This is a genomic window from Rhodoferax sp. GW822-FHT02D07, assembly GCF_058802405.1.
On record NZ_JBXAOD010000003.1, the window covers coordinates 62,748 to 83,924 of the forward strand.

The following is a 21,177-nucleotide window of genomic DNA, read 5'->3' on the forward strand; positions in this document are numbered from 1 at the left end:
CCGTCACCCCGGCCTAGCATGGCGCATGATCCGGATCTTCATTGGCTATGACCCGCGCGAAGCCGTGGCCTACCACGTGTGCGCCAACAGCATCGTGCGCCATGCACGCCAGCCGGTGGCCATCACGCCGCTGGCGCTGCACACCCTGCCTGACTACCGCGAAACCCACGGCGACGGCAGCAACCAGTTCATCTACAGCCGCTTCCTGCTGCCCCACCTGACCGACTACCAAGGTTGGGCCCTCTTCATGGACGGCGACATGGTGCTGCGCACCGACATCAGCGAACTCTGGGCCTTGCGCGACGAGAGCAAGGCCGTGATGTGCGTGCAGCACGACTACAAGACCAAGGCCCAGGGCAAGTACCTGGGCTCCAAGAACCAGGACTACCCGCGCAAGAATTGGTCCAGCGTGGTGCTCTGGAACTGCGGCCACCCGGCCAACCGCGTGGTCACACCCGCCTTTGTGGAAAACGGAACCGGCGCACAGCTGCACCGCTTCACCTGGCTGGCCGACGAGTTGATTGGCGCACTGCCACGCGAATGGAACTGGCTGCCACAGGAATTTGGCGCCAACCCCGACGCCAAGCTGCTGCACTGGACGCTGGGCACGCCCTGCTTCCACGAATACGCCGACGACCCCATGGCCGCCGAGTGGCACCGCGAGCGGCTGCTGGCCGACTACTCACAGCAGCGCCATGGCTAACGCACCCGGGCTGGAACACGCCCTGATCGGCGACCAGCACTACGCCCAAGGGCAGTTCGCCCAGGCGCTGGACGCCTACGCCCGGGCGCTGGAAATGCAGCCACACAACGTCTACTGGCGCTTCCTGGCCGGTGAATCGCTGTTCCATCTAGGTCGTTATGACGATGTGGTGGCGGTGCTGCAGGACCTGAACCCCGGCGCTGACGCCACGCTGGCCATCGAACACGCGCTGACCCTGGGCCGGGCGCTGCAGCAGATCGGCCAGAACACCGCCGCCGAAATGCAGCTCACCAAGGCCTTCATGCTGGCCCCCGGGCACGAGGAAGCCGCCTACAACCTGGCCGTGTTCTACGAACAAACCGGCTTACCAGACCAAGCCATCGCCTTGCTGCAGGTGGCCACCCAACAACTGCCGCAGTCCGTGCGCCTGCACCACAACCTGGGCACCCTGCTGGCCCATCGCAGCCAAACCGGGGCAGCGCAGACCGCGCTGGAAGCCACCCTGGCGCTAGCCCCCAAACGCCAGGGCACCCACCACAACCTGGCCCTGGTGTTGCTGCGCCAGGGGCAGCTGGCAAGCGGCTGGGCGCACTACGCCTGGCGCTTCAACCGCCAGGCCTTTGAAGGCGCGCCCGCCGGGTGGGAGCCGCATACCCCGCCCCTGCCTGCCGACCTGCGCGGCCAGACCGTGCAGGTGCTGGGCGAACAGGGCATTGGCGACGAGCTGTTCTTCATGCGCTACCTGCCCGCCCTGCAGGCGCGTGGCGCGCGGGTGGACTACCGACTGTGCAACACCAAGCTGGCATCACTGCGGCATCAACCGGCCCTGGCGACGTTGATTTCAGGCGGACACACGGAATCCGCGCAGCACACGCTGCTGGCTGGTGATCTGCCCCTGGCCTTGGGCGAGAACACGTATCCGGCGGCGGTGCCCCTGCAAGCCGATGCCGCCACACGCCAGCGGCTGGTGGCACAGCACCCCTTGCTGGGCGGCACCCGGCCGCGCCTGGGCCTGACCTGGCGCGCCGGCACCCAGATGCAGTACGCCGACTTCAGCACCCAGCGTTGGCTGGAAAAGGCGGCGCCACTCGGGCCGCTGTTGGACCTGCTGGCGCCGCTGGACGTGGACGTCGTCATCCTGCAGCGCGGCTTGTTGCCCGAAGAGTTGGCGGAGGTCCACGCCCGCCTGGGAGCTGAACGCGTGCTGGACGCCAGCACCTGCGACGAGGATTTGGATGAACTGTTGGCCTTGCTGTCCTGTCTGGACGGGCTGCTGGGCGTGAGCAACACCAATGTGCATTTGGCCGCCGGCCTCGGGCTGGGCGGTGATGTGCTGGTGCCCGCACCGGCCGAATTCCGTTGGCAGGAGCAGGGCTCGCCCTCACCCTGGTTCCCCGGCTTCGCCGTGCACCGGCAGGTTCCCGGTGCTGGCTGGCAAGCGGCCATTGCCAGCCTAGCCGCCTCGCTACAGGCCCGCTACGCGGGCGCCCAGCGGCAGTAGGGGTTCTGGGCCAGGTTGGAGTTGAAGTAACGCACATCCTGCGTGACCTCGTCGCCCAGCCAGTCGGGGCGCGTAAACACCTGGCCTTCCGACTCCAGCTCCACCTCGGCAACCACCAGTCCGGCGTTGTCACCGGCAAACACATCCAGCTCCCAGCGCGTGCCGGCGTGGTCCAGCAGGTAACGGGTTTTCTCGATCAACGGCCCATCGCACAGGGCCAGCAAGGCCTGCGCATCGACCACGGGAATGGGGTACTCGAATTCGGCCCGCGTGGCGCCCACGCTCTGGCCCTTGATGGTCAGGAAGGCGGCCTCACCCGCGATGCGCACGCGCACCGTGCGGGCCTTGTCGCGGTTCAGGTAACCCTGGCGGTAGGCCACGCCGGGTACGCCCTGCCACGGCTCACCTTGGACCAGGAATTTGCGTTCGATTTCCACACCCATGCTGCCTGCTTTCCTTTTGTAAACCGGAGGGGGTGGCTACACTGTGGACACCATGTCCACCCCACCAGTCCCCAACCCCGAAGTGTGCCCGCTGTGCGGCAAGGGCAACCTGTGCGCCATGGAAGTGGAGCGCACCACCGGCCAAAAGCAGCCACCCTGCTGGTGCATGGAAGCCACTTTTACAGAAGAGCTGCTGGCCCGCGTGCCGACGGAGCAGCGCCGGAAATCCTGCATCTGCGCGGCCTGTGCGGCCGCCGCTGCCTCACTCGATGCGGTGTAGGGCCGCGAGGTTGATCAGGGCGGACAGGACTTCGGGTTTGAACCCGACGCGGTTGCGGCTGCTGTCGCTGTAGCCGCCACTCAGAACCAGGGTTTGCAGGTACTCCACGCAGTCGCGGTGACCCCAGAATTTCTCGATGGCCAGCGCGATGCGGATGTGGTGCTCGGCGATGATGGCCATCTCGTGGTCGATGCGGGCCTGCAGCGGGCGCTCATGAAACGGCATGGGCCGCGTGGGCAAGTCTTCCTCTTCCCACTGCAAGGAGGGGAAACCAGTCTCGTGAAAACGCGAATCTTTGGGGTCTGGCACCGTGGCCCTCGGGTTGGTCCAGTCCGCACTCTACCGCATACCGTCGAAACAATCACGCGGCACAATAGTGTCCATGTCCAGTTTGCCCCCTTTCATCGCCCCCGCCCGCTTCACCGATGCCGCCGCCGCGCTGGCCCAGGTGCAGCGCATTTATGAGAGCAGCATCCAGCATCTGCGCCAGGCCATGCAGCGCTTTGTGGCCGGCGACGACAGCCAGGGCCATGTGCGTGCCTGCTACCCGCTGGTGCGCATCCACACCGACACGGTGTTTCGTAAACCCGGCGCCGACAACGCCCGCCTGAGCTTTGGCTTTGTGGCCGGCCCGGGCCGCTTCGAGACCACGCTGACGCGCCCCGACCTGTACAGCAGCTATTACCTGGAGCAGTTCCGCCTGCTGCTGCAGAACCATGGTGTGGAGCTGGAAGTGGGCACCAGCAGCCAGCCCATCCCTGTGCACTTTTCCTTTGCCGAGAACGACCACGTGGAAGGCAGCATGAGCGCGCAGCGCCGCACGCTGATGCGCGATGTGTTTGACCTGCCCGACCTGGCCGCCATGGACGACGGCATTGCCAACGGCACCTACAGCCCCAAGGCAGGTGACCCGTTGCCGCTGTCCCTGTTCACCGCGCCGCGTGTGGACTATTCGCTGCACCGGCTGCGCCACTACACCGGCACCTCGCCGCGCGCTTTCCAGAACTTTGTACTGTTCACCAACTACCAGTTCTACATCGACGAATTCGTGCGCCTGGGCCACGCCGAGATGGCCAAGCCCGACAGCGAGTACATCGCCTTCATCGAACCCGGGAATGTGGTGACGCGCCGCGTGGGCCTGCCAACCGACCCGGCCGATGCCCAGGGCTCCGCCCCCCCGCGCCTGCCGCAGATGCCCGGCTACCACCTGGTGCGTGCCGACAACGCGGGCATCACCATGGTCAACATCGGCGTGGGCCCGGCCAACGCCAAGACGATTACCGACCACATCGCCGTGCTGCGCCCACACGCCTGGATCATGCTGGGCCACTGCGCCGGCCTGCGCAACAGCCAGCAGTTGGGCGACTATGTGCTCGCACACGGCTATGTGCGCGAGGACCATGTGCTCGACGAAGAACTGCCACTGTGGGTGCCCATCCCGGCACTGGCCGAAATCCAAGTCGCACTGGAAGAGGCCGTGGCCGATGTCACGCAGATCAAAGGCGCAGCGCTCAAGAGCATCATGCGCACCGGTACCGTGGCGAGCACTGACAACCGCAACTGGGAACTGCTGCCCGACAACACGCCGCAGCGCCGCTTCAGCCAGAGCCGCGCCGTGGCGCTGGACATGGAGAGCGCCACCATCGCCGCCAACGGCTTCCGCTTTCGCGTGCCCTATGGCACCCTGCTGTGCGTGAGCGACAAGCCGTTGCACGGCGAGATCAAGCTGCCCGGCATGGCCAACCACTTCTACCGCGAGCGGGTGGACCAGCATTTGCGCATTGGCATCCGGGCACTGGAACTGCTGCGTGCCCAAGGCACCGACCAACTGCACAGCCGCAAGCTGCGCAGCTTTGCCGAAGTGGCCTTTCAGTAAGCGGATGCCGCCCATCCATGTCCTGACTGTCCTGGTGCTGACGGCGCTCAATCTGAGCACCGTCTCCCTTGCCCTGCCGCTGATCATGGGCAAGGGCATCAGCCACGCAGCGCGCCTGGCGCAGTACAGCCTGCTGAGCCAAACCCTCGGCTGGGTGGCCATCATCAGCTCGGGCTTTGCCTTCGGCCACTGGCTGGACCCGGTGCTGTCCACCGCGGCCATGGTGATGGCCTCAACCGCCAACTACCTCATGTTCCTGGCCCTCAAGGCCTGGCTGGGGCGGCGCCCGTACGAGCGCCTGCTGCAGGTATTGGTGGTACTCATGCCACTGGGCTATGCGCTCAGTTTTGGCGACTACAGCCTGCGCGTGGGCTATGCCAACCTGCTGCTGGCCCTGCAGCTGCTGGTCGTGGCCCGCGCCACGCTGCGCCCACGGCTGCCAGCGGGACTGCGCTGGCGCAGTCTGATTGCGCTGTGCTACACCGCCGTGGCCCTTGCATCGCTGGGGCGCGGCGTGTTAGGTGCCTGGTATCCGGAGCTGTACCCCACCTTCGATGCACCGCACATCGTCAACGTGCTGGCGCAAATCACTGCCAATGTCGCCCTGGTGCTCACCACGGTCGCCGTGCTGGTCGCCTGGCGCGAAGAGGCCGAATCGGCATTGCGCGAACAGGCCCTGACTGACAACCTCACCGGTCTGCTCAACCGCCATGGCTGGGACGAACGCGCCACGGTGGCCTGGGAGCAGGCACGCCGCCAGCAGCGGCCATTGGCACTGATCATGTTGGACCTGGACCACTTCAAACGCATCAACGACACCCAGGGCCACGAAGCGGGCGACCAGGTGCTGCGCATGGTGGGCCAGCAACTGCGCACCAACCGGCGCAGCGGCGACATCGCAGCCCGTTTGGGCGGTGAAGAGTTTGCCCTGCTGCTGCCTAATACCGACAAACGTGCCGCCCTGCATGTGGAGCAACGCCTGCGCCTGGGGATACAAGAAGAAGGCATCCAGGAGCCCTCACTGCGTGTGGGTTACAGCGCAGGCTTGGCCATGCAGCAAGCCGACGACGACAGTCTGGCCGACTTCATGGCACGCGCCGATGCGGCCCTCTACCAGGCCAAGGCCCAAGGGCGCGGCAGGCTATTGCAGGCCGACTGAGCGCTTTCAAAGGCCTGCGGCACAATGCCGCGCATGACGGAAAAACTGTTTGAAGTGCAGCATCTGCACAAGCGCTACGGCGATGCGGAGGTCGTCAAAGACCTGTCCTTCGAGATCGCGCCCGGCGAATGCCTGGGCGTCATTGGCCCCAATGGCGCAGGCAAGACCACCACCATCCGCATGTGTCTGGGCCACACCCTGCCCGATGGCGGCAGCATCCATGCGCTGGGCTGGCAGATGCCGCACGACGCCATGGCCATCAAGGCCCAACTCGGTGTGGTCACCCAGTTCGACACGCTGGACCCGGACTTCAGCTGCGCCGAGAACCTGCTAGTCTATGGCCGTTACTTCGGCATGAAGGACGCCGCCATCAAGGCGCGCATTCCGCAGCTGCTGGAGTTTGCTGCGCTCTCGCACAAGGCCAACGCAAAACCCGGTGAGCTCTCCGGCGGCATGCGCCGGCGCCTGAGCCTGGCCCGTGCGCTGGTGAACGATCCCAAGCTCTTGCTGCTGGACGAGCCCACCACGGGCCTGGACCCGCAGGCACGCCACCTCATGTGGGAACGCCTGCAGGTGTTGCTGCAACAAGGCAAGTCCATCCTGCTAACCACCCACTTCATGGACGAGGCCGAGCGCCTCTGCAACCGCTTGCTGGTGCTGGACCATGGCAAAAAGATCGCTGAGGGCACGCCACGCGACCTGATCGCCCAGCACCTGGAGCCCGATGTGGTGGAGGTGTATGGCAATGGCGCCCTCTCGCTCGTGGACAGCCCGTTGCGCGCACTGGCAGCACGCGTGGAAGTGAGCGGCGAAACCGTCTTCTTCTACACGCAGGACGCCGGCGCGCTGCTGCAGGCCCTGACCGCCTACCCACAGCTGCGCACCCTGCACCGCCCGGCTAACCTGGAAGACCTGTTCCTGAAACTCACCGGACGCCAGATCCGCGAGGACGCCTGATATGAGCACCGCATCCCCCTACACCCCGGCCAAGCCGCAATCGATCTGGCGCGCGCCCGAAGTGTCGCTGCGCTTCTGGCCCGTGTTCCTGCGCAATCTGCTGGTATGGCGCAAGCTCGCCATCCCCAGCCTGGTCGGCAATATCGCCGAACCGCTGATGTGGCTGGTCGCCTTTGGCTACGGCATGGGCGCACTGGTCGGCCAGGTCAACGTGGGCGGCCAGCAGGTGCCCTACATCCTGTTCCTGGCCAGTGGCTCCATCTGCATGAGCGCCATGCAGGCCGCGTCCTTCGAGGCGCTGTACTCCGCCTTCAGCCGCATGCATGTGCAGAAGACCTGGGACGGCATCATGAACGCGCCCGTGAGCCTGGACAACGTGGTGTTGGCAGAGATGCTCTGGGCCGCCTTCAAGTCGCTATTCACCGTCACCGCCATTCTGGGCGTGATGCTGGCGCTGGGCATCAGTCATAGCCCCAAGCTCTTCGTCGCCTGGCCCATCCTGTTCGGCGTGGGCATCACCTTCAGCTGCATCGCGCTCATCTTCAACGCACTGGCTAAAGGCTACGACTTCTTCACCTATTACTTCACGCTCTTCCTCACGCCCATGATGTTCCTCAGCGGCGTCTTCTTCCCGCTGGAACAGCTACCCACAGTCGTGCGCGTAGTGGCGGATTGGCTGCCGCTGTCCAACGCAGTAGCGTTGATACGACCGCTGTTCATGGACCAGTGGCCTTCGGATGCCTCGCGGCACTTGGCGGTGCTGGCGGTTTATGCGGTGGGCTCGTTCTGGATTGCGCTGGCGCTGACGCGCAAGCGGTTTGCGAAGTGAGTGACGGCTGCTCTGCGGCGGAAGCGGTCATCCTGCGGCAAGACTCAGTTTGTTTCTATTCCGAACGCTTTTCATACATTATTCGTTAGGCGACCATGAAACGTTTTCTTGCATTCTTCTCGACTTCAATCTCAGGGTTTTGCGCTCCGCCCACCTTCGCTGTAAAACCAGAATTATTGGTTCAACAGTTCATCGAGGAGTATCAGGAGTGGAATGACAAGGCACTGAAATTGAGTGCGCAGCTACCTTCGGGCGAAGGAATAAAGCAAGCAGAAGCTGCTTACATAGAATTGCTGAAAAGGTTTTGTCTTCCTGCCTTCAAAGGACAGTCAATTGCATTTGGAACCGAGTCAGATCACTCGCCAAGGCAAGAGCGCATTGTTTCAAGCCATATCTCCAATCAAACGGCCGTCGTAACAACAAAATCAGAATCAACGGTCGTCTCAAGTTTTGTCGCAGACTACGAGTATCACCTGATCTATCAGTCGGGGAGGTGGTATTTAACGGAGGTCTATTACGTTGATGATGACGGTCGGTATGCGGGTTTGTAAAGCGCCTAACCTCACGGTCAAAAAGGTGGCTATGCGCTTTGATGCATTGAAAGCCTGCTTCTGGGCTATTCGAAAGTCGGCTTCCAGTCTGAAACTGAAATTCCAAATTGCCCCCAAGCCCAACAACCTAGGCGGGTGGCGGGTGGCGGGGTCCGCGGGCGCAGGCCGCACTCGCGGTTGCCACAGAGCAGGCGCACCGATTGGGGCGTTAACGCAGTAAGCCCAACCCACCAGAAACGGCCGCCCGCGACGCGAGCCGGAGAACGCGGGCCACGCCGCCCGCCGTGTGCGGACCAAATCTCAGCAAAGATTTTATATAAAACAAGCCCCTAGCCCCGTCGATATTTCGCCAGCAGCTAGCAAATCAATAGCACATCAAACTGCCGTCGGCCACGCCACCTTGATCAAATCCGCCGCCTTCTCCGCAATCATGATGGTCGGCGCATTGGTATTGCCGCTCACGATGCGGGGCATGATGGAGGCGTCCACCACGCGCAAGCCCTGGATGCCATGCACGCGCAGTTCGTGGTCCACCACATCCATGCGGCCCTGGCCCATGCGGCAGCTGCCGACGGGGTGGTAGACGGTGTCCGCGTTCTCGCGGATGAACTGTTCAATCTCAAAATCATTACGTGCGGCGGCTGACTTCGGTCCCTCCTTGCCCCCCAAGCCCGTTAGCGCCGGTTGCTCCAACACCGTACGCATCAGTTTGAAACCGCGCACCAGGCGGTCCACGTCGTCGCGTTCGCCCAGGAAGTTCGGGTCGATGACCGGAGCGTCGAACCGGTCCTTGCTCGCCAGCGTGACGCTGCCGCGGCTGTAGGGACGCAGCAGGCAGACGTGGCAGGAATAGCCGTGGCCCAGCACGGTGCTGCGGCCATGGTTCACCAGCTTGGCGATGGCGAAGTGGAACTGCAGATCAGGGGTGCGCTCGTCGGGCTGACTCTTGATGAAGCCGCCCGCCTCGGCAAAGTTGGTGGTGAGCATGCCGGTGCGCTGCTTGCGCCATTCGAAAATGCCACGCACGGCGTTGGCCATGCCGGTGAAGGACACACCAAAAGTCTCCGTCAGCTTCGGTGCGTTCACCAGCTGCACCACATCGATATGGTCATGCAGGTTTTGGCCGACGCCCGGCAGGTCGTGCAGGGTGGCAATACCTTTTTCGACCAGATGCTTGTGCGGACCTATGCCCGACAGCATCAGGATTTGCGGCGACTGCAGCGCGCCCGCACTGAGCAGCACCTCGCGGCTGCAACGCAGCTCTTTCATCTCACCTTCGTGCAGGAACTGCACGCCCACGGCACGCTTGTGCTCCAGCAGGATGCGCGTGGTGTGCGCGCCCGTGAACACATGCAGATTGGGCCGCCCGAGGTTGGGCGTGAGGTAGCCCTTGGCCGCGCTGAATCGCTCGCCATTCTTGTGGGTGACCTGGTAAACACCCACGCCTTCCTGGCTGGCGCCATTGAAGTCCGGGTTGACCGCATAGCCTGCCTGGCGCCCGGCCTCGACAAACACCGGGCCCAGGCGGTTCGGGCTGGTCAAGTCCTGCACATGCAGGGGGCCACCCTGGCCGTGGAAGCGATCGGCACCCCGGTCGTTGTCTTCGGCCTTCTTGAAATAGGGCAGCACCTCGTCATAGCTCCAGCCCGGATTGCCTTCCGACGCCCAATGGTCGTAGTCCTCCTTCTGGCCGCGGATGTAGATCATGGCGTTGACCGAGCTGGAACCGCCCAGCACCTTGCCGCGTGGCTGGTAGCCGGTTCGCCCGTTCAGGCCGGGTTGCGGCGTGGTGTCGAATTTCCAGTTGGCCTGCCCGTTCTTGGCCAGTACGGCCAGCCCCGCGGGGCAATGGATGAGCACGCTGTTGTCGGGCGGGCCGGCCTCGAGCAGGGCCACGTTCACTGTGGGGTCTTCGCTAAGCCGGGCGGCGAGCACACAACCCGCCGAGCCGGCGCCGATGATGATGTAGTCGAACACGCGAACTGCCTCCTTCAGGGTGACGTTAACGTTACCCCAGCCACCCCGCCGCTGCCAAGCCCCCATTTACCCTTGGCAGCCTCATGCCCATCTTCAGAGAATGGTTTTTATCAATTTAATTGAACACAATTTAATTGATGCCTACAATTTAGCCCATGCTCAGCCGATCCACCCTCCCTGCCAACGACGACGCCCTGCGTTTGGACAACCAGCTCTGCTTTGCGCTGTACTCCACCTCCCTGGCCATGACCAAGCTGTACAAGCCGCTGCTGGATGGCATGCAGCTCACCTACCCGCAGTACCTGGTGATGATGGTGCTGTGGGAGCAGGACGGTCTGAGTGTTTCGGCCCTGGGCGAACGCCTGTTTCTGGATTCCGGGACGCTCACCCCCCTGCTCAAGCGCATGGAGCAGGCCGAGCTGCTGAGCCGCCAGCGCAGCGTCGCCGATGAGCGCCGCGTCGAAGTATTCCTGACCGCCAAGGGCCGCGCCCTCAAAGTGCAAGCCACAAAAATCCCCGCCTGCGTGCTGGCCGCCGCCGATTGCCCGCTGGACGAGCTGATGAGCCTGACCCAGCAGGTGCAGGCCCTGCGCCAGCGCCTCACCGCCGCCTGATCCCGAGACAACCCCATTACCCACCCCGCTGCCAAGCGCAGCACTTTATGAAAGACGCACCATGAGCAACAAGATCGAAAAAGTGATTTACCAAGCCCACGCCAAGTCCACTGGCGGCCGCGACGGCACCACCCGCACTTCCGATGGTCTGCTGGACCTCAAACTGGCCGTGCCCAAGGAAATGGGCGGCCCCGGCGGCGGCGTGAACCCCGAGCAACTGTTCGCCTCCGGCTACAGCGCCTGCTTCATCGGCGCCATGAAGTTCGTCGCCGGCACACAGAAGATTGCCCTGCCCGCTGACACATCCATCAACGCCACCGTGGGCATCGGCCAAATCCCCCAGGGCTTTGGCATTGAAGTGCAACTGGAAGTCTCCATCCCCGGCATGGACAAGGCCGCTGCGCAAGCGCTGGTCGACAAGGCCCACCAGGTCTGCCCCTACTCCAACGCCACCCGCGGCAACATCGACGTGACCATCACCGTCGTTTAAGCCCCCACGCGCCTTGCGCAAAAGGCTGGTTCCGCGCTGCGGGGCCGGCCTTTTTTGCTGCAAACTTGCCGTCAGGCGCGGCGCGCATGATCGCGCGTTGGGCCCCACAACCGGCCCTCTAACTTCGGAGACTTGATGAGACTGGCCCTGCTGTCGGACATCCACGGCAACCTCCAGGCGCTGGACGCCTGCCTGGCCCATGCCCGCGCCCAGCAGGTGCAGCGCTTTGCCGTCCTGGGCGACCTGGTGGGCTACGGCGCCCAACCGGCAGAGGTGGTGGAACGCATCCAGCTGCTCACCGAGGAAGGTGCCGTCGTGCTCAAGGGCAACCACGACGAGATGGCCGTGCATCCGCCCGCCACCATCAAGACCGTGGGCGACAGCACCGCCGCCTGGACACACGCTCAGCTCAGCCCCGAGCAACGCACCTGGCTGGACACCCTGCCCCTGACCCATCACCTGGACAGCGTGCTCATGGTGCACGCCAGTGTGGATGCGCCCGAACTCTGGCGTTATGTCTACGACGCACGTGCCGCCACCGCCAGCCTCAATGCCACCGACAAGTGGCCCGGCGTGCGCTATGTGTTTGGCGGCCACGTGCACCTGCAAACGCTGTACTACCGCGGTGCCACCGACGGATTGATGATGTTCACGCCCCAGGCCGGTGTGGCGGTACCGGTGCCCAAACACCGGCAGTGGCTGGCCACCGTGGGTTCGGTGGGCCAGCCGCGCGATGGCCACCCCCAGGCCATGTACGCCGTGCTGGACACCGAACGCGCCCAGCTCACCTTTCACCGCGTGCCCTACGACCACTATGCCGCCGCCGCCGCCATCCGCCGCGCCGGCCTGCCTGAGTTCTTTGCCCACCGGCTGGAGGAAGGACGATGAAGCTGCTGGCCCCTGGTACCGAGCTGGACGGCTTCCGCATCGAAGAGTGCATCCACTCCGGCGGCATGGCCCACATCTACCGCGTGGTCTACGCCGACGCGCGCCCCGGCCCGGGCTTTGCCATGGCCATGAAGATTCCGCGCATGACGGCGGGCGATGGCGCGGAGAACATCGTTAGCTTCGAGGTGGAATGCCAGATCCTGCAGGCCCTGCACGGCAGCACCACGCCGCGCTTTGTGGCCGCGGGTGACCTGCAGCGTGTGCCCTACCTGGTCATGGAGTATGTGCAGGGCCAGACGCTGGACCACTGGCTGGAGAGCCCGCTGCAGCTGGATGTAGACACCATTGCGAAGCTGGGCGCGGCCATGGCGCGCGCGGCCCACGCGCTGCACCAACAGAACACGGTGCACCTGGACCTGAAGCCGGCCAACGTGCTCTTCCGCGAAGACGGCAGCGCCGTACTGCTGGACTTTGGCCTGTCCAGCCATGCGCACTACCCCGACCTGCTGGCCGAACAGCTGCGCAAGGCCGTGGGCTCCCCCGCGTGGATTGCGCCCGAACAGGTGGTGGGCGTGCGCGGCGATCCGCGCAGCGATGTGTTTGCCATCGGCGTGATGCTCTACCAGCTCTGCACCGGCGAGCTGCCCTTTGGCAGCCCGCAAACCACCGCTGGCCTGCGCCAGCGCCTGTGGATAGACCCGACACCGCCGCGCAAGCGGCGCCCGGACATTCCGGCCTGGCTGCAGGAAGTGGTGCTGCGCTGCCTGGAGCCCGAGGCTGCCAAACGCTACCCATCCGCCGCCCACCTGGCCTTCGACCTCACGCACCCCACCCAGGTCCATGTGACGCAGCGCGGCACCCAAACCGAAGGCACCCCGTTTCGCACCCACTTCAAGCGCTGGCTCAAGGCCGCCGGCATGCACTACCAGCCCAGCCCTCTGCCCGCACGGCAGGTGCAGGAGGTGCCCATCGTCATGGTCGCCGTGCCATACAAGGACGTGAGCGATGCCACGCTGTACTCGCTGCGTGAAGCCGTGGCACGCGCCCTGGGCACGCGCCCCGGCGCCCGCCTGGCCTGCGTGACCGTCATTTCCAGCAGTCTGACCAACACCTCGGAAGACGAGAACAGCGAGACCAGCGTGCACCGCCGCTACCTGACGGCCTTGCGCCAGTGGGCCCAGCCACTGGACCACCCGGGCCACCAGACCTCCTGCCATGTGCTGGAGAGCGGTGACGTGGCCCAGGCCCTGCTGGACTACGCGCGTGGCAACAATGTCAGCGTCATCGTGATGGGGGCGGCCACGCATGGCCTGATGACCCAGCGCTTCGTCGCCACCGTCCCCATCAAGGTCGCCATGGACGCGCCCTGCACCGTCATCCTGGTCAAGCAGGCCTTGCCGTTTGCCCAGCTCGCCCACAACGCGCAAGCAGCAACAGCCAGCGGCTATTCGGATTCCGACGCGGACGTATCGAGCCCGGCGCCGCTCTACGGCGACGACCTGGGGCCGCTGGGCTAAGTCCTTGTCGCCGGTACGGCTTGGCGGGCAGGGGACAATACCTCCATGCACAGCCCCATCGACAGCGAACGCCACCCCTTTGAAGCCCTGACCCCGGACCTGGTGCTGGACGCTTTGGACAGCGTGGGCCTGCGCGGCGACGGCCGATTGACCGCGCTGTCTTCGTACGAAAACCGGGTCTACCAGGTGCAGTTGGAAGACGGCGCCCCGGTGGTGGCCAAGTTCTACCGACCCGGGCGCTGGACGGACGCGCAGATTCAGGAAGAGCACGACTTCGCGGCCGAGCTGATGGCCGATGAGATCCCGGCTGTGGGGCCGCTGATGCTGGAAGGCCGGACCCTTCACCACTTTGGCGACTTTGCCTTCTCGGTCAGCCCGCGCCGCGGCGGGCGCCCGCCCGAGCTGGACGATGGCGAGGTGCTGGAGTGGATTGGCCGCTTTCTCGCACGCATCCACGCCGTAGGCGCCAAACGGGCTTTCGTACACCGCCCGGCGCTGAACGTCCAGACCTTTGCGATTGAACCCATGCAGTGGCTGCTCGAGCACCACATGGTGCCGCTGGACGTGCAAAGCCTGTGGGCCCAGCGTTGCCAGTCCGCTATTGATTTAATAGCTGCTCGCGCAGATATGGCGGGGGCCAGTGGCCAAAACAAGGTCAATTCTTCCGGTATCCGCCAGTTGCGCCTGCATGGCGACTGCCACCCGGGCAACATCCTCTGGACGCCCACGGATGTGGCCGCCGCGGCCGGCCCCGGCCCGCACTTTGTGGACCTGGACGACGCCCGCACCGGCCCCGCCGTGCAGGACCTGTGGATGCTGCTCAGCGGCGACCGCCAGCAGCAGACCCGGCAGCTCGGCATGCTGGTGGACGGCTATGAACAGTTCCGCGAATTCGACCGCGCCGAGCTGGCGCTGATTGAGCCGCTGCGCACCTTGCGCCTGATCCACTACAGCGCTTGGCTGGCGCGCCGCTGGGACGACCCGGCCTTCCCGCGCAACTTTCCCTGGTTTGGCAGCAGCGACTACTGGAAGGGCCAGATCCAGATGCTGGAAGACCAGATCGAAGCCATGCAGGACGATCCCTTGATCGTCTGAGCTTTTCTCATCCACCACAGGACCCGGCACCATGACCATCACCGCCCAGCTGCATCGCGCGCACGGCTCGCTCACCACCCTGTCCGACGGCCGCCACGCCTGGGCCGCCGATGTGGACAAGCCCCTGGGTGGCACCGACCTGGCGCCCGATCCACACGCCCTGCTGGACGCCGCCCTGGCCGCCTGCACCACGCTCACGCTGGAGCTCTACATCCGCCGCCGCAACCTCGCCGTGACCGATCTGCGCGTGACCGTGGAACACACGGAGAGCCGCGACGCCGAGGGCCAATCCATCTACCAGCTCAACCGCCAGATTCACATCGACGGTGCCCTGTCCGACGAAGACCGGGCCAAGCTGCTGGAGATTGCCAACAAGTGCCCCATCCACCGCACACTGCTGGGCGAGGTACAGATCGCGTCGGCGCTAGTCTGATCGGCTGCGTCCGGTGACCCTGCCTGCCGCAGCGCAGGGCTACACTGGCGCGTCTTTATTGCAGCGCAACATCACCTTCATGGCCGACGCCTCCAGTCCCCTGCCCGTCTGGCAAATCATCACCCACCTCGGTTCCTCCAGCCTGCTGCTGCCCGCCCTGGCACTGGTGCTGGGCGGCCTGTGGGAAGCTGGTCTGCGCAGCATCGCCCGGCGCTATGTGCTGCACCTGGCCTTGGCCGTGGCGCTCACCGTATTCACCAAATGTCTATTTTTCGGCTGGGGCATCGGCATCGCCGCGGTGGATTTCACCGGCATCAGCGGCCACACCCTGCTGGCCACCACCATCCTGCCGCTGGTGCTGCGTGGCATTCCCTGGCCAGCGCTGCAGCGCGGGGGCTGGCTGCCCGTGCTGAGTGCAGGCATGGTGCTCGCCGTGGGCGTGTCCCGCGTCGTGCTGGGCGCCCACAGCGTCAGCGAGGTCGTGGCCGGCTGGGTGCTGGGCGCTGCTGTCGTGCTGCCCACGTTGCGGGCGCTTGCCGCAGAGGGCCAGCCGCGCCCGCTACCGCACTGGGCCAGCAAAGTCGCGCCGCTGGTGCTGCTGCTGGCGCTGCACAGCACCAGCGCCACCTACCTGCCCACCCACAATCTGGAAGTGCGCCTGGCCCTGCTGGCCTCCGGCCAAGGCAAGCCCTTTGCCCGTCACCACCTGCACCGGCCGGCGGTGCCCGCGCCGGCTCAGCCCAGCACATCGGCCACGCCATAGCGCGGCCGGTAGCCCAGCAAGGCGGTCGCCTTGGCATGGGAGATCAGCGGGTCCGAGGCCACAAAGCCCGGTGCGAACTCGGTCACCTCGGGCCAGAATTCGGCCATCAGCGTGCGTGCGTTCAGGCCCGTCCAGTGTTGCGGGCCGGTGATGAAGAAGGCTTCGTGCCGGCTCTCCAGCGCTGTTTCCAGCGCCAGGCGGTGCGCCGTGCCCACATCGCGCGCATCCACAAAGGTCCAGAGGTTCTTGTTCCAGTTCCGGTACTCCGCCACCAGCGATCGGTAGAAAGGCCGCTGCGCATCCTCAGGCAGCCAGACCCAGGGCATACGCAGGCAGACGGTGTGCATGTCATAGCGCTCGGAATAAGTCTTGCAGATCTGCTCGCTCACCACCTTGCTCAGCCCATACGGGTCCTGCGGGCGCGCGGGGTGGGCCTCGTCGACCGGGATGTAGAGCGGCGCCAGCCGGTGCGTGGCAAAGGCAAAGCCCATGGTCGATTCGCTGGAGGTGAACACCACCTTGCCAATGCCCAGCTGGGCCGCAGCCTCCAGCACATTGAAGGTGCCGTTCACATTGACGTCGAACACGCGTTTGGCCGGGTCATTGAGCGGGTGCGGAATGCCCGCCACATGCATGACAGCCTCGTAGCCCGCCATGGCCTGCAACACCGCGTCCAGCTGCAGCACATCCACCGCGTGGTGCGCCACATCACTGCGCGCCGGCGCTGCCAGATCCATCACCCCCACCTGGTAGCCGTGCTGCACCAGCTCGTCCACCACATACCGGCCCACAGCACCGGTGCCACCGGTCACAAGAATTTTTTTCATGCTGCCATGGTAGCGGGCTGGTGCCGGCTAGGCCAGCCAAGGCCTCATGCGATTCAGTCCACTATCAAAACAGGAGCTGTTTGCGCACTATCCACGAGGGCTAGAGCCCTATTTGGCTTGAATGCTGCCGCGAAGGCTCTGGCGCACAAACGCCAGCAGTGAGCCTATGGCCAACAGCGCCACGCCGTACTGGGTGGGCTGGTTCTCGGCGAAGTCCAGCGGCTCGGTGAGCAGGTGGTAGGTGGCCAGCGCCACCAGCGCGGCCACCACGCGCAGGCTCCAGGCGGTGGGGGCAAAGTGGCGTTCGTTCAGGCGCATCCAGAGCTGGTGGCCCAGCAGGCCCGAGAGGATGCCGAGGCTGATGCCCACGGCCACATCACCCGGCCAGTGCGCGCCTACGGTGATGCGGGAGAGGCCGCAGCCCGCAGCCGCCAGCCATAGCCACCAATGGCGGCGGCGTAGCGCGGGCGTGAGCGCGAAAAAGATGCCGGCGGCCACCGCAAAGGCGGTCAGCGTGTGGCCCGAGGGCATGGAGACGTTGTGCAGCAGCTCGCCCACCACGCGCATCTGGTCGTTCTCCACCACGGCGGCGGGGCGCGGGCTCTCGATAAAAAACTTGCCAGTGCGCGCAAACAGGATAGCGAAGGGCGCAGCACACAACCACCCCCACATCAGGCGCGGTGCCAGCGCTAGCAGCGGCGCCGTTACGCCCAGAATGCCCCACCCATTGCCCAGCAGGGACAGACCCGTCCAGAACTCGGCCGCCACGGGCGCGCCCCAGCGGTTGATGGCGAGGAACATGCCTGGCTCCCACCAGTGCAGCCACAGCGGCGTGCCCAGGCCCAGCACCAGCAGGGGCAGCCACCACCACGCGCGGGCGAGCGGGCTGGCGAGGGCGTGGGGGGTAGTGGGAGGGGGCAGCATGGTGAAAAGCAAGGGGCGCCAGTGTAGTGCGTACGCGCCCGCACTCAGGGCTTGCGCGGTTCCAAATTCGCCTGCGGTTGGCCGGACCAGCCGCGGCAATCGTAGAAACGGAAGCTGGCCAGCGGCATGCCCCAGTGCGTCACTTCCTGCGAATCCAACAGGGTGCAGCTGGCAAAGCCGTGGGCGCCCAGGGGCGCGTCATACGACAGGTAGGACCAGTCCACCAGCAAGGTGTTGCCACCGGCCGGCAGGTCGCCCGCCCAGAAACGGAACTGCGTGGGCCGGTCTTCCAGCACGTGCACCGGCAGGGGCCGCGCATACCAGCCCAGGCGGCTGGCCAGCGTCCAGTTCTGCACGGCCACACTGCCCAGACCCTGCTGCGCAGCGAGCGCCTGCGCACGGGCGCCCGCCGCGTCCCAGCCATGCAGGTCGGCAAAGGGGTTGGGCTGCGGAGCGACCGGGGCGGTGCTGCCCGGCAAAATCGGCCAGCCGGCCGTGAGCATCAAGCCCAGCAGGCCAGCACAGGCCAGCGCCTGCACGGCGCCCAGGACCAGAACCAGCCAGCGCGCTGACGATTGCCAGGCTCGCGCCAACCCCAGGCCCACCATCGGCGCCAGAGCCACCCAGGCTGGAGCCGTCCAGTGCGGCAGGCTGGTGCCGCCGCCGGCCATGTACGTGAAGATGCCGAAAGGCAGTGCAAACGCCACCCACAGCCAGCGTGCCGGGCCAGCCCCGCGCGCCCAGGCCGCCGCCAACTGCAGCGGGCCAAAGGCGAGCAACTGCAGCACCAGGAAGCGCAGCACATTAAGGCCCAGCCACTCATGGTGGCCCTGGCCGTGCGCCACCTGGTAGGCGAACGAGGCCCACTCGTGCTGCGCATTCCAGATGAAAACCGGCAGGATCAACACCAGCGCCAGACCCAGCGCCGCCCACAGCCAGGGCTTGCGCAGCAGGCGCAGGCCATGCGTCCAAAGCAAGACCAGGCCCAATGCCAGCGCAGTAAACACGGCCGTGTACTTGGCCAGACCAGCCAGACCCAGCAGCAGGCCCATGCGCAGCCAGGCCTTGGGGCTATCCAGCGCCTCCGGCTCCATGAGCGTGGTGGTTTGCCACAGCAGTGCCACGGTCAGCGCCATGAGCAGGGTGTCGGGTAGCAGACCTATGCCCAGCACATGCAGCAGTGGCGCCAGCGCCAGCGCCAGCACGGCGCCCAGTGCCGCGGGCTGGGCCAGAACGTGGCCCGCCAACAGGCGCAGGCTCAGGCGGTACACGCCCCACACGGTGCCCAGCCACAGCAGGCCGGGAATGAAGCGCAACACGGCAACCGGCGCCCCCAGTGCCACCAGCGGCCATTGCACCCAGCCCACCAGGGGCGGGTGGTCAAAGTAGCTGAGCGCGGGGTGGGCGGCGTACAGCAGGTAGTGCGCCTCGTCCACCGACAGGCCCAGCGCCGCGCCCAGCAGGGCATGCAGCACCAACACCAGCGTCATCACCCGGTTGGCGCAGGCTCGCGGATAGGGCGGGAACAAAATTTGCAAGGGCGAGTCGGAGGACAATGGAAACCCCGCAGTCTAATCTGCACCCACTATTTCCCCAGGACGCCCATGCCTACCTACCACGTTGAATTGCTTGAAGGCCGCACGCAGGAGCAGAAGAAGAAACTCGTCGAGGAAGTGACGCGCGTCACCGTCGAGACTCTGGGCTGCTCGCCCGAAGCGGTGGACATCATCATCACCGACGTCAAGCGCGACAACTGGGCCACGGGCGGCAAGTTCTGGTCCGAGCCACGCACCTGACTTGCGCGCATAAGCACCAACCGTTTTCGCATCACCGCCCCCAGCCCTGCGGAGTAAACTGTTTCCATGTGCCAACTGCTCGGAATGAACAGCCACCTGCCGGCCAGCCTGACGCTGAGCTTTACCGGCTTCTCGCAGCGCGGCGGCTGCACCGACCACCATTCGGACGGCTGGGGCATCGCCTTCTTTGAGAGCGAAGGCGACCAGCCCGGCAAGGCAGCGCGGCACTTTGTGGACAAGGAAAGCGCGTCGACCTCGCCCATCGCCAAGATGCTCAAGTCCTACCCGATCAAGAGCCACAACGTGGTGGCCCATGTGCGCAAGGCAACGGTAGGCGCCGTCACCCTGGAAAACTGCCACCCTTTCACGCGTGAGCTCTGGGGCCGCTACTGGGTGTTTGCCCATAACGGCGATCTCAAGGAATTCAATCCGCCGCTGCACGGCAGCTTCAAGCCGGTAGGCAGCACAGACAGTGAGCTGGCGTTTTGCTGGTTGCTGCAAGAACTCAACAAATCCCATGCTTCAGTCCCTACGGTTGAGGAATTGACGCAAACGCTGGCCGAGCTGGTGCCCCGGATTTCGCGGCACGGCACCTTCAACTTTTTACTAAGCAACGGCCAGGCCCTGTGGGCCCACGCCAGCACCAAGCTCTGCTACGTGGTGCGCCAACACCCCTTCAGCCACGTGCAGCTCAAGGACGAGGATGTGACTGTGGACTTGTCCGAGCTCAATGGCCCGGAAGACCGGCTGGTGATTGTGGTGACGGAGCCGCTGACCACCAACGAAACCTGGGTTTCCATGGAGGCCGGCGAACTGCAGGCTTTTGCCGATGGCCAACCGCTCGCACGTACCTTTTGCAAGGCCACGCTGATTGCGGCAGCAGCTGCGGCTGCGGCCCAGCGCGAAGCGGAAGAGGCTGCCAAAGCCCTCGCCCTGGCAGCCTCCGCTACGGTGTAAGCATTCAGCGGGCGGTCTGCCCGCTGCCCTTCCTCAGGGCTTGCAGCCGTACTGGCCCTTCTTGGTGTTCTCGAAGTAGCTCAGGTCACCGCTGCAGCTGGGTTTGGCGGCAGGCAAGGCAGTGCCCGGCTTGGCTGCGCAGGTGAAAGCACCGGTCTTGGCGTTGAACTTGCCGGACAGCTTCCAGGGTTTCTCGCACACATCGCCGGGCTTGGCGGGCGCCGCTTTGGCGGCCATACCGGTCACAGTGATGTCCACTGCGCGCTCCGGGCCGCCGCAGTTCGGGTGGTTCTGTACATTCTTGCCACCCAGGGTCACATGGTAGGCGCCGGGCTTGTCATAGGTACGGGTGACGACCAGAGGCACCGGGGTATTCACATCGCTCACCGCGTCCTTGAAGGTGCCGTCGCCAAAACCAACGACGAAGCCGCAGTAGTTGTTGTTGATCACGTCAATATTGGCGGTGATGGTGACGGGCTCCCCCACCTTGACGTTGGTCGACGAGGCGGTGATGGTGCCCAGGACCTGGGCCTGTGCCGATGCGGCCAACAGGCTGGCTGCCAACAGGGCTGTGTAATGCATGCGTGTGCTCATGGG

General features: G+C 65.2%; 24 protein-coding genes. 17 read left to right on the forward strand and 7 right to left on the reverse strand.

All coding sequences use genetic code 11. The features are described from left to right. Positions 1-25: 25 nt before the first annotated feature. Both AC1RNN_RS08500 and AC1RNN_RS08505 read left to right on the forward strand, forming a co-directional pair. Positions 26-703 carry a glycosyltransferase gene (locus AC1RNN_RS08500; RefSeq protein ID WP_493091003.1) on the forward strand — a complete coding sequence of 226 codons (678 nt, stop codon included), beginning with the start codon at positions 26-28 and terminating at the stop codon, positions 701-703. Beyond that, entirely contained in the window at positions 696-2,204 is a 1,509-nt protein-coding gene (locus tag AC1RNN_RS08505; protein ID WP_493091002.1) for a tetratricopeptide repeat protein, read from the forward strand. The genes AC1RNN_RS08500 and AC1RNN_RS08505 overlap by 8 nt, the downstream gene beginning before the upstream one ends. Here AC1RNN_RS08505 and AC1RNN_RS08510 read toward each other — a convergent pair. Beyond that, complete coding sequence (locus tag AC1RNN_RS08510) at positions 2,180-2,647, reverse strand: CYTH domain-containing protein (RefSeq protein ID WP_493091000.1); 468 nt, start codon at positions 2,645-2,647, stop codon at positions 2,180-2,182. The two genes, AC1RNN_RS08505 and AC1RNN_RS08510, sit on opposite strands and share 25 nt — an antisense overlap. Before the next feature lie 52 nt (positions 2,648-2,699). Between AC1RNN_RS08510 and AC1RNN_RS08515 the strand changes: the two genes are divergently transcribed. After that, positions 2,700-2,927, forward strand: coding sequence for a cysteine-rich CWC family protein (locus tag AC1RNN_RS08515; protein ID WP_493090999.1), 228 nt, complete (start codon positions 2,700-2,702; stop codon positions 2,925-2,927). Here the strand turns inward: AC1RNN_RS08515 and AC1RNN_RS08520 are convergent. Further along, complete coding sequence (locus tag AC1RNN_RS08520) at positions 2,910-3,236, reverse strand: hypothetical protein (protein ID WP_493090998.1); 327 nt, start codon at positions 3,234-3,236, stop codon at positions 2,910-2,912. The genes AC1RNN_RS08515 and AC1RNN_RS08520 overlap by 18 nt on opposite strands. A gap of 73 nt (positions 3,237-3,309) precedes the next feature. Here AC1RNN_RS08520 and AC1RNN_RS08525 point away from each other — a divergent pair, with 73 nt between their 5' ends. The 5 genes from AC1RNN_RS08525 (at position 3,310) to AC1RNN_RS08545 (ending at position 8,299) form a co-directional block, all read left to right on the forward strand. Further along, positions 3,310-4,803, forward strand: a complete 1,494-nt coding sequence (locus AC1RNN_RS08525) for an AMP nucleosidase (RefSeq protein WP_493090997.1) — start codon at positions 3,310-3,312, stop codon at positions 4,801-4,803. Between the two features lie 4 nt (positions 4,804-4,807). Further along, positions 4,808-5,962, forward strand: a complete 1,155-nt coding sequence (locus AC1RNN_RS08530) for a GGDEF domain-containing protein (protein WP_493090996.1) — start codon at positions 4,808-4,810, stop codon at positions 5,960-5,962. Positions 5,963-5,995: 33 nt separating this feature from the next. Next, positions 5,996-6,919, forward strand: a complete 924-nt coding sequence (locus tag AC1RNN_RS08535; RefSeq protein WP_493090994.1) for an ATP-binding cassette domain-containing protein — start codon at positions 5,996-5,998, stop codon at positions 6,917-6,919. Position 6,920: 1 nt separating this feature from the next. After that, positions 6,921-7,748 carry an ABC transporter permease gene (locus tag AC1RNN_RS08540; RefSeq protein WP_493090993.1) on the forward strand — a complete coding sequence of 276 codons (828 nt, stop codon included), beginning with the start codon at positions 6,921-6,923 and terminating at the stop codon, positions 7,746-7,748. A gap of 95 nt (positions 7,749-7,843) precedes the next feature. Next, positions 7,844-8,299, forward strand: coding sequence for a hypothetical protein (locus tag AC1RNN_RS08545; RefSeq protein ID WP_493090992.1), 456 nt, complete (start codon positions 7,844-7,846; stop codon positions 8,297-8,299). A 375-nt stretch (positions 8,300-8,674) separates the two neighbouring features. Here the strand turns inward: AC1RNN_RS08545 and AC1RNN_RS08550 are convergent, their stop codons facing one another. Continuing rightward, positions 8,675-10,276, reverse strand: coding sequence for a GMC family oxidoreductase (locus AC1RNN_RS08550; protein WP_493090991.1), 1,602 nt, complete (start codon positions 10,274-10,276; stop codon positions 8,675-8,677). 155 nt (positions 10,277-10,431) lie between these two features. Here AC1RNN_RS08550 and AC1RNN_RS08555 point away from each other — a divergent pair, with 155 nt between their 5' ends. The 7 genes from AC1RNN_RS08555 to AC1RNN_RS08585 all read left to right on the forward strand — a co-directional run bounded on the left by AC1RNN_RS08555 (position 10,432) and on the right by AC1RNN_RS08585 (position 16,076). Further along, complete coding sequence (locus tag AC1RNN_RS08555) at positions 10,432-10,890, forward strand: MarR family winged helix-turn-helix transcriptional regulator (protein ID WP_493090990.1); 459 nt, start codon at positions 10,432-10,434, stop codon at positions 10,888-10,890. A 61-nt stretch (positions 10,891-10,951) separates the two neighbouring features. Next, entirely contained in the window at positions 10,952-11,380 is a 429-nt protein-coding gene (locus AC1RNN_RS08560) for an organic hydroperoxide resistance protein (protein ID WP_296467939.1), read from the forward strand. A 135-nt stretch (positions 11,381-11,515) separates the two neighbouring features. Then, the gene (locus tag AC1RNN_RS08565; protein WP_493090989.1) at positions 11,516-12,268 is read left to right on the forward strand and encodes a metallophosphoesterase family protein; all 753 of its coding nucleotides are present in this window, start codon (positions 11,516-11,518) and stop codon (positions 12,266-12,268) included. Beyond that, positions 12,265-13,785, forward strand: a complete 1,521-nt coding sequence (locus tag AC1RNN_RS08570; RefSeq protein WP_493090988.1) for a serine/threonine protein kinase — start codon at positions 12,265-12,267, stop codon at positions 13,783-13,785. Before AC1RNN_RS08565 ends, AC1RNN_RS08570 begins: the two co-directional genes overlap by 4 nt. A gap of 45 nt (positions 13,786-13,830) precedes the next feature. Continuing rightward, positions 13,831-14,880 carry a serine/threonine protein kinase gene (locus AC1RNN_RS08575; protein WP_493090986.1) on the forward strand — a complete coding sequence of 350 codons (1,050 nt, stop codon included), beginning with the start codon at positions 13,831-13,833 and terminating at the stop codon, positions 14,878-14,880. Positions 14,881-14,911: 31 nt separating this feature from the next. Next, complete coding sequence (locus AC1RNN_RS08580) at positions 14,912-15,313, forward strand: OsmC family protein (RefSeq protein WP_493090985.1); 402 nt, start codon at positions 14,912-14,914, stop codon at positions 15,311-15,313. Between the two features lie 13 nt (positions 15,314-15,326). Next, positions 15,327-16,076: a phosphatase PAP2 family protein gene (locus AC1RNN_RS08585; protein WP_493090984.1), complete on the forward strand. Its 750-nt coding sequence runs from the start codon at positions 15,327-15,329 to the stop codon at positions 16,074-16,076. Here the strand turns inward: AC1RNN_RS08585 and AC1RNN_RS08590 are convergent. The 3 genes from AC1RNN_RS08590 to AC1RNN_RS08600 form a co-directional block, all read right to left on the reverse strand. After that, positions 16,049-16,903, reverse strand: coding sequence for an NAD-dependent epimerase/dehydratase family protein (locus AC1RNN_RS08590; protein ID WP_493090983.1), 855 nt, complete (start codon positions 16,901-16,903; stop codon positions 16,049-16,051). The genes AC1RNN_RS08585 and AC1RNN_RS08590 overlap by 28 nt on opposite strands. Before the next feature lie 108 nt (positions 16,904-17,011). Next, on the reverse strand, positions 17,012-17,827 hold the full coding sequence (locus AC1RNN_RS08595) for a phosphatase PAP2 family protein (RefSeq protein ID WP_493090982.1): 816 nt from the start codon (positions 17,825-17,827) through the stop codon (positions 17,012-17,014). A 44-nt stretch (positions 17,828-17,871) separates the two neighbouring features. After that, positions 17,872-19,365, reverse strand: a complete 1,494-nt coding sequence (locus AC1RNN_RS08600) for an ArnT family glycosyltransferase (protein WP_493090980.1) — start codon at positions 19,363-19,365, stop codon at positions 17,872-17,874. Here AC1RNN_RS08600 and AC1RNN_RS08605 point away from each other — a divergent pair. Next, positions 19,294-19,623, forward strand: coding sequence for a 4-oxalocrotonate tautomerase (locus AC1RNN_RS08605; protein WP_493090978.1), 330 nt, complete (start codon positions 19,294-19,296; stop codon positions 19,621-19,623). The two genes, AC1RNN_RS08600 and AC1RNN_RS08605, sit on opposite strands and share 72 nt — an antisense overlap. Before the next feature lie 66 nt (positions 19,624-19,689). Then, positions 19,690-20,580, forward strand: coding sequence for a class II glutamine amidotransferase (locus AC1RNN_RS08610; protein ID WP_493090977.1), 891 nt, complete (start codon positions 19,690-19,692; stop codon positions 20,578-20,580). A gap of 33 nt (positions 20,581-20,613) precedes the next feature. Here AC1RNN_RS08610 and AC1RNN_RS08615 read toward each other — a convergent pair whose 3' ends face one another. Further along, a complete protein-coding gene (locus tag AC1RNN_RS08615) occupies positions 20,614-21,174 on the reverse strand; it encodes a PKD domain-containing protein (RefSeq protein ID WP_493090975.1) in 561 nt (186 codons plus the stop codon). Positions 21,175-21,177 lie beyond the last annotated feature (3 nt).

Excerpts from the sequence above, each read along its gene's own strand:
- AC1RNN_RS08575 (WP_493090986.1), top strand. The coding sequence starts at position 13,831 with ATGCACAGCCCCATCGACAGCGAACGCCACCCCTTTGAAGCCCTGACC.
- AC1RNN_RS08500 (WP_493091003.1), top strand. The coding sequence starts at position 26 with ATGATCCGGATCTTCATTGGCTATGACCCGCGCGAAGCCGTGGCCTAC.
- AC1RNN_RS08610 (WP_493090977.1), top strand. The coding sequence starts at position 19,690 with ATGTGCCAACTGCTCGGAATGAACAGCCACCTGCCGGCCAGCCTGACG.
- AC1RNN_RS08540 (WP_493090993.1), top strand. The coding sequence starts at position 6,921 with ATGAGCACCGCATCCCCCTACACCCCGGCCAAGCCGCAATCGATCTGG.
- AC1RNN_RS08595 (WP_493090982.1), bottom strand. The coding sequence starts at position 17,827 with ATGCTGCCCCCTCCCACTACCCCCCACGCCCTCGCCAGCCCGCTCGCC.
- AC1RNN_RS08545 (WP_493090992.1), top strand. The coding sequence starts at position 7,844 with ATGAAACGTTTTCTTGCATTCTTCTCGACTTCAATCTCAGGGTTTTGC.
- AC1RNN_RS08565 (WP_493090989.1), top strand. The coding sequence starts at position 11,516 with ATGAGACTGGCCCTGCTGTCGGACATCCACGGCAACCTCCAGGCGCTG.
- AC1RNN_RS08530 (WP_493090996.1), top strand. The coding sequence starts at position 4,808 with ATGCCGCCCATCCATGTCCTGACTGTCCTGGTGCTGACGGCGCTCAAT.
- AC1RNN_RS08555 (WP_493090990.1), top strand. The coding sequence starts at position 10,432 with ATGCTCAGCCGATCCACCCTCCCTGCCAACGACGACGCCCTGCGTTTG.
- AC1RNN_RS08510 (WP_493091000.1), bottom strand. The coding sequence starts at position 2,647 with ATGGGTGTGGAAATCGAACGCAAATTCCTGGTCCAAGGTGAGCCGTGG.
- AC1RNN_RS08535 (WP_493090994.1), top strand. The coding sequence starts at position 5,996 with ATGACGGAAAAACTGTTTGAAGTGCAGCATCTGCACAAGCGCTACGGC.
- AC1RNN_RS08605 (WP_493090978.1), top strand. The coding sequence starts at position 19,294 with ATGCAGCACCAACACCAGCGTCATCACCCGGTTGGCGCAGGCTCGCGG.
- AC1RNN_RS08570 (WP_493090988.1), top strand. The coding sequence starts at position 12,265 with ATGAAGCTGCTGGCCCCTGGTACCGAGCTGGACGGCTTCCGCATCGAA.
- AC1RNN_RS08615 (WP_493090975.1), bottom strand. The coding sequence starts at position 21,174 with ATGAGCACACGCATGCATTACACAGCCCTGTTGGCAGCCAGCCTGTTG.
- AC1RNN_RS08590 (WP_493090983.1), bottom strand. The coding sequence starts at position 16,903 with ATGAAAAAAATTCTTGTGACCGGTGGCACCGGTGCTGTGGGCCGGTAT.
- AC1RNN_RS08580 (WP_493090985.1), top strand. The coding sequence starts at position 14,912 with ATGACCATCACCGCCCAGCTGCATCGCGCGCACGGCTCGCTCACCACC.
- AC1RNN_RS08515 (WP_493090999.1), top strand. The coding sequence starts at position 2,700 with ATGTCCACCCCACCAGTCCCCAACCCCGAAGTGTGCCCGCTGTGCGGC.
- AC1RNN_RS08505 (WP_493091002.1), top strand. The coding sequence starts at position 696 with ATGGCTAACGCACCCGGGCTGGAACACGCCCTGATCGGCGACCAGCAC.
- AC1RNN_RS08560 (WP_296467939.1), top strand. The coding sequence starts at position 10,952 with ATGAGCAACAAGATCGAAAAAGTGATTTACCAAGCCCACGCCAAGTCC.
- AC1RNN_RS08525 (WP_493090997.1), top strand. The coding sequence starts at position 3,310 with ATGTCCAGTTTGCCCCCTTTCATCGCCCCCGCCCGCTTCACCGATGCC.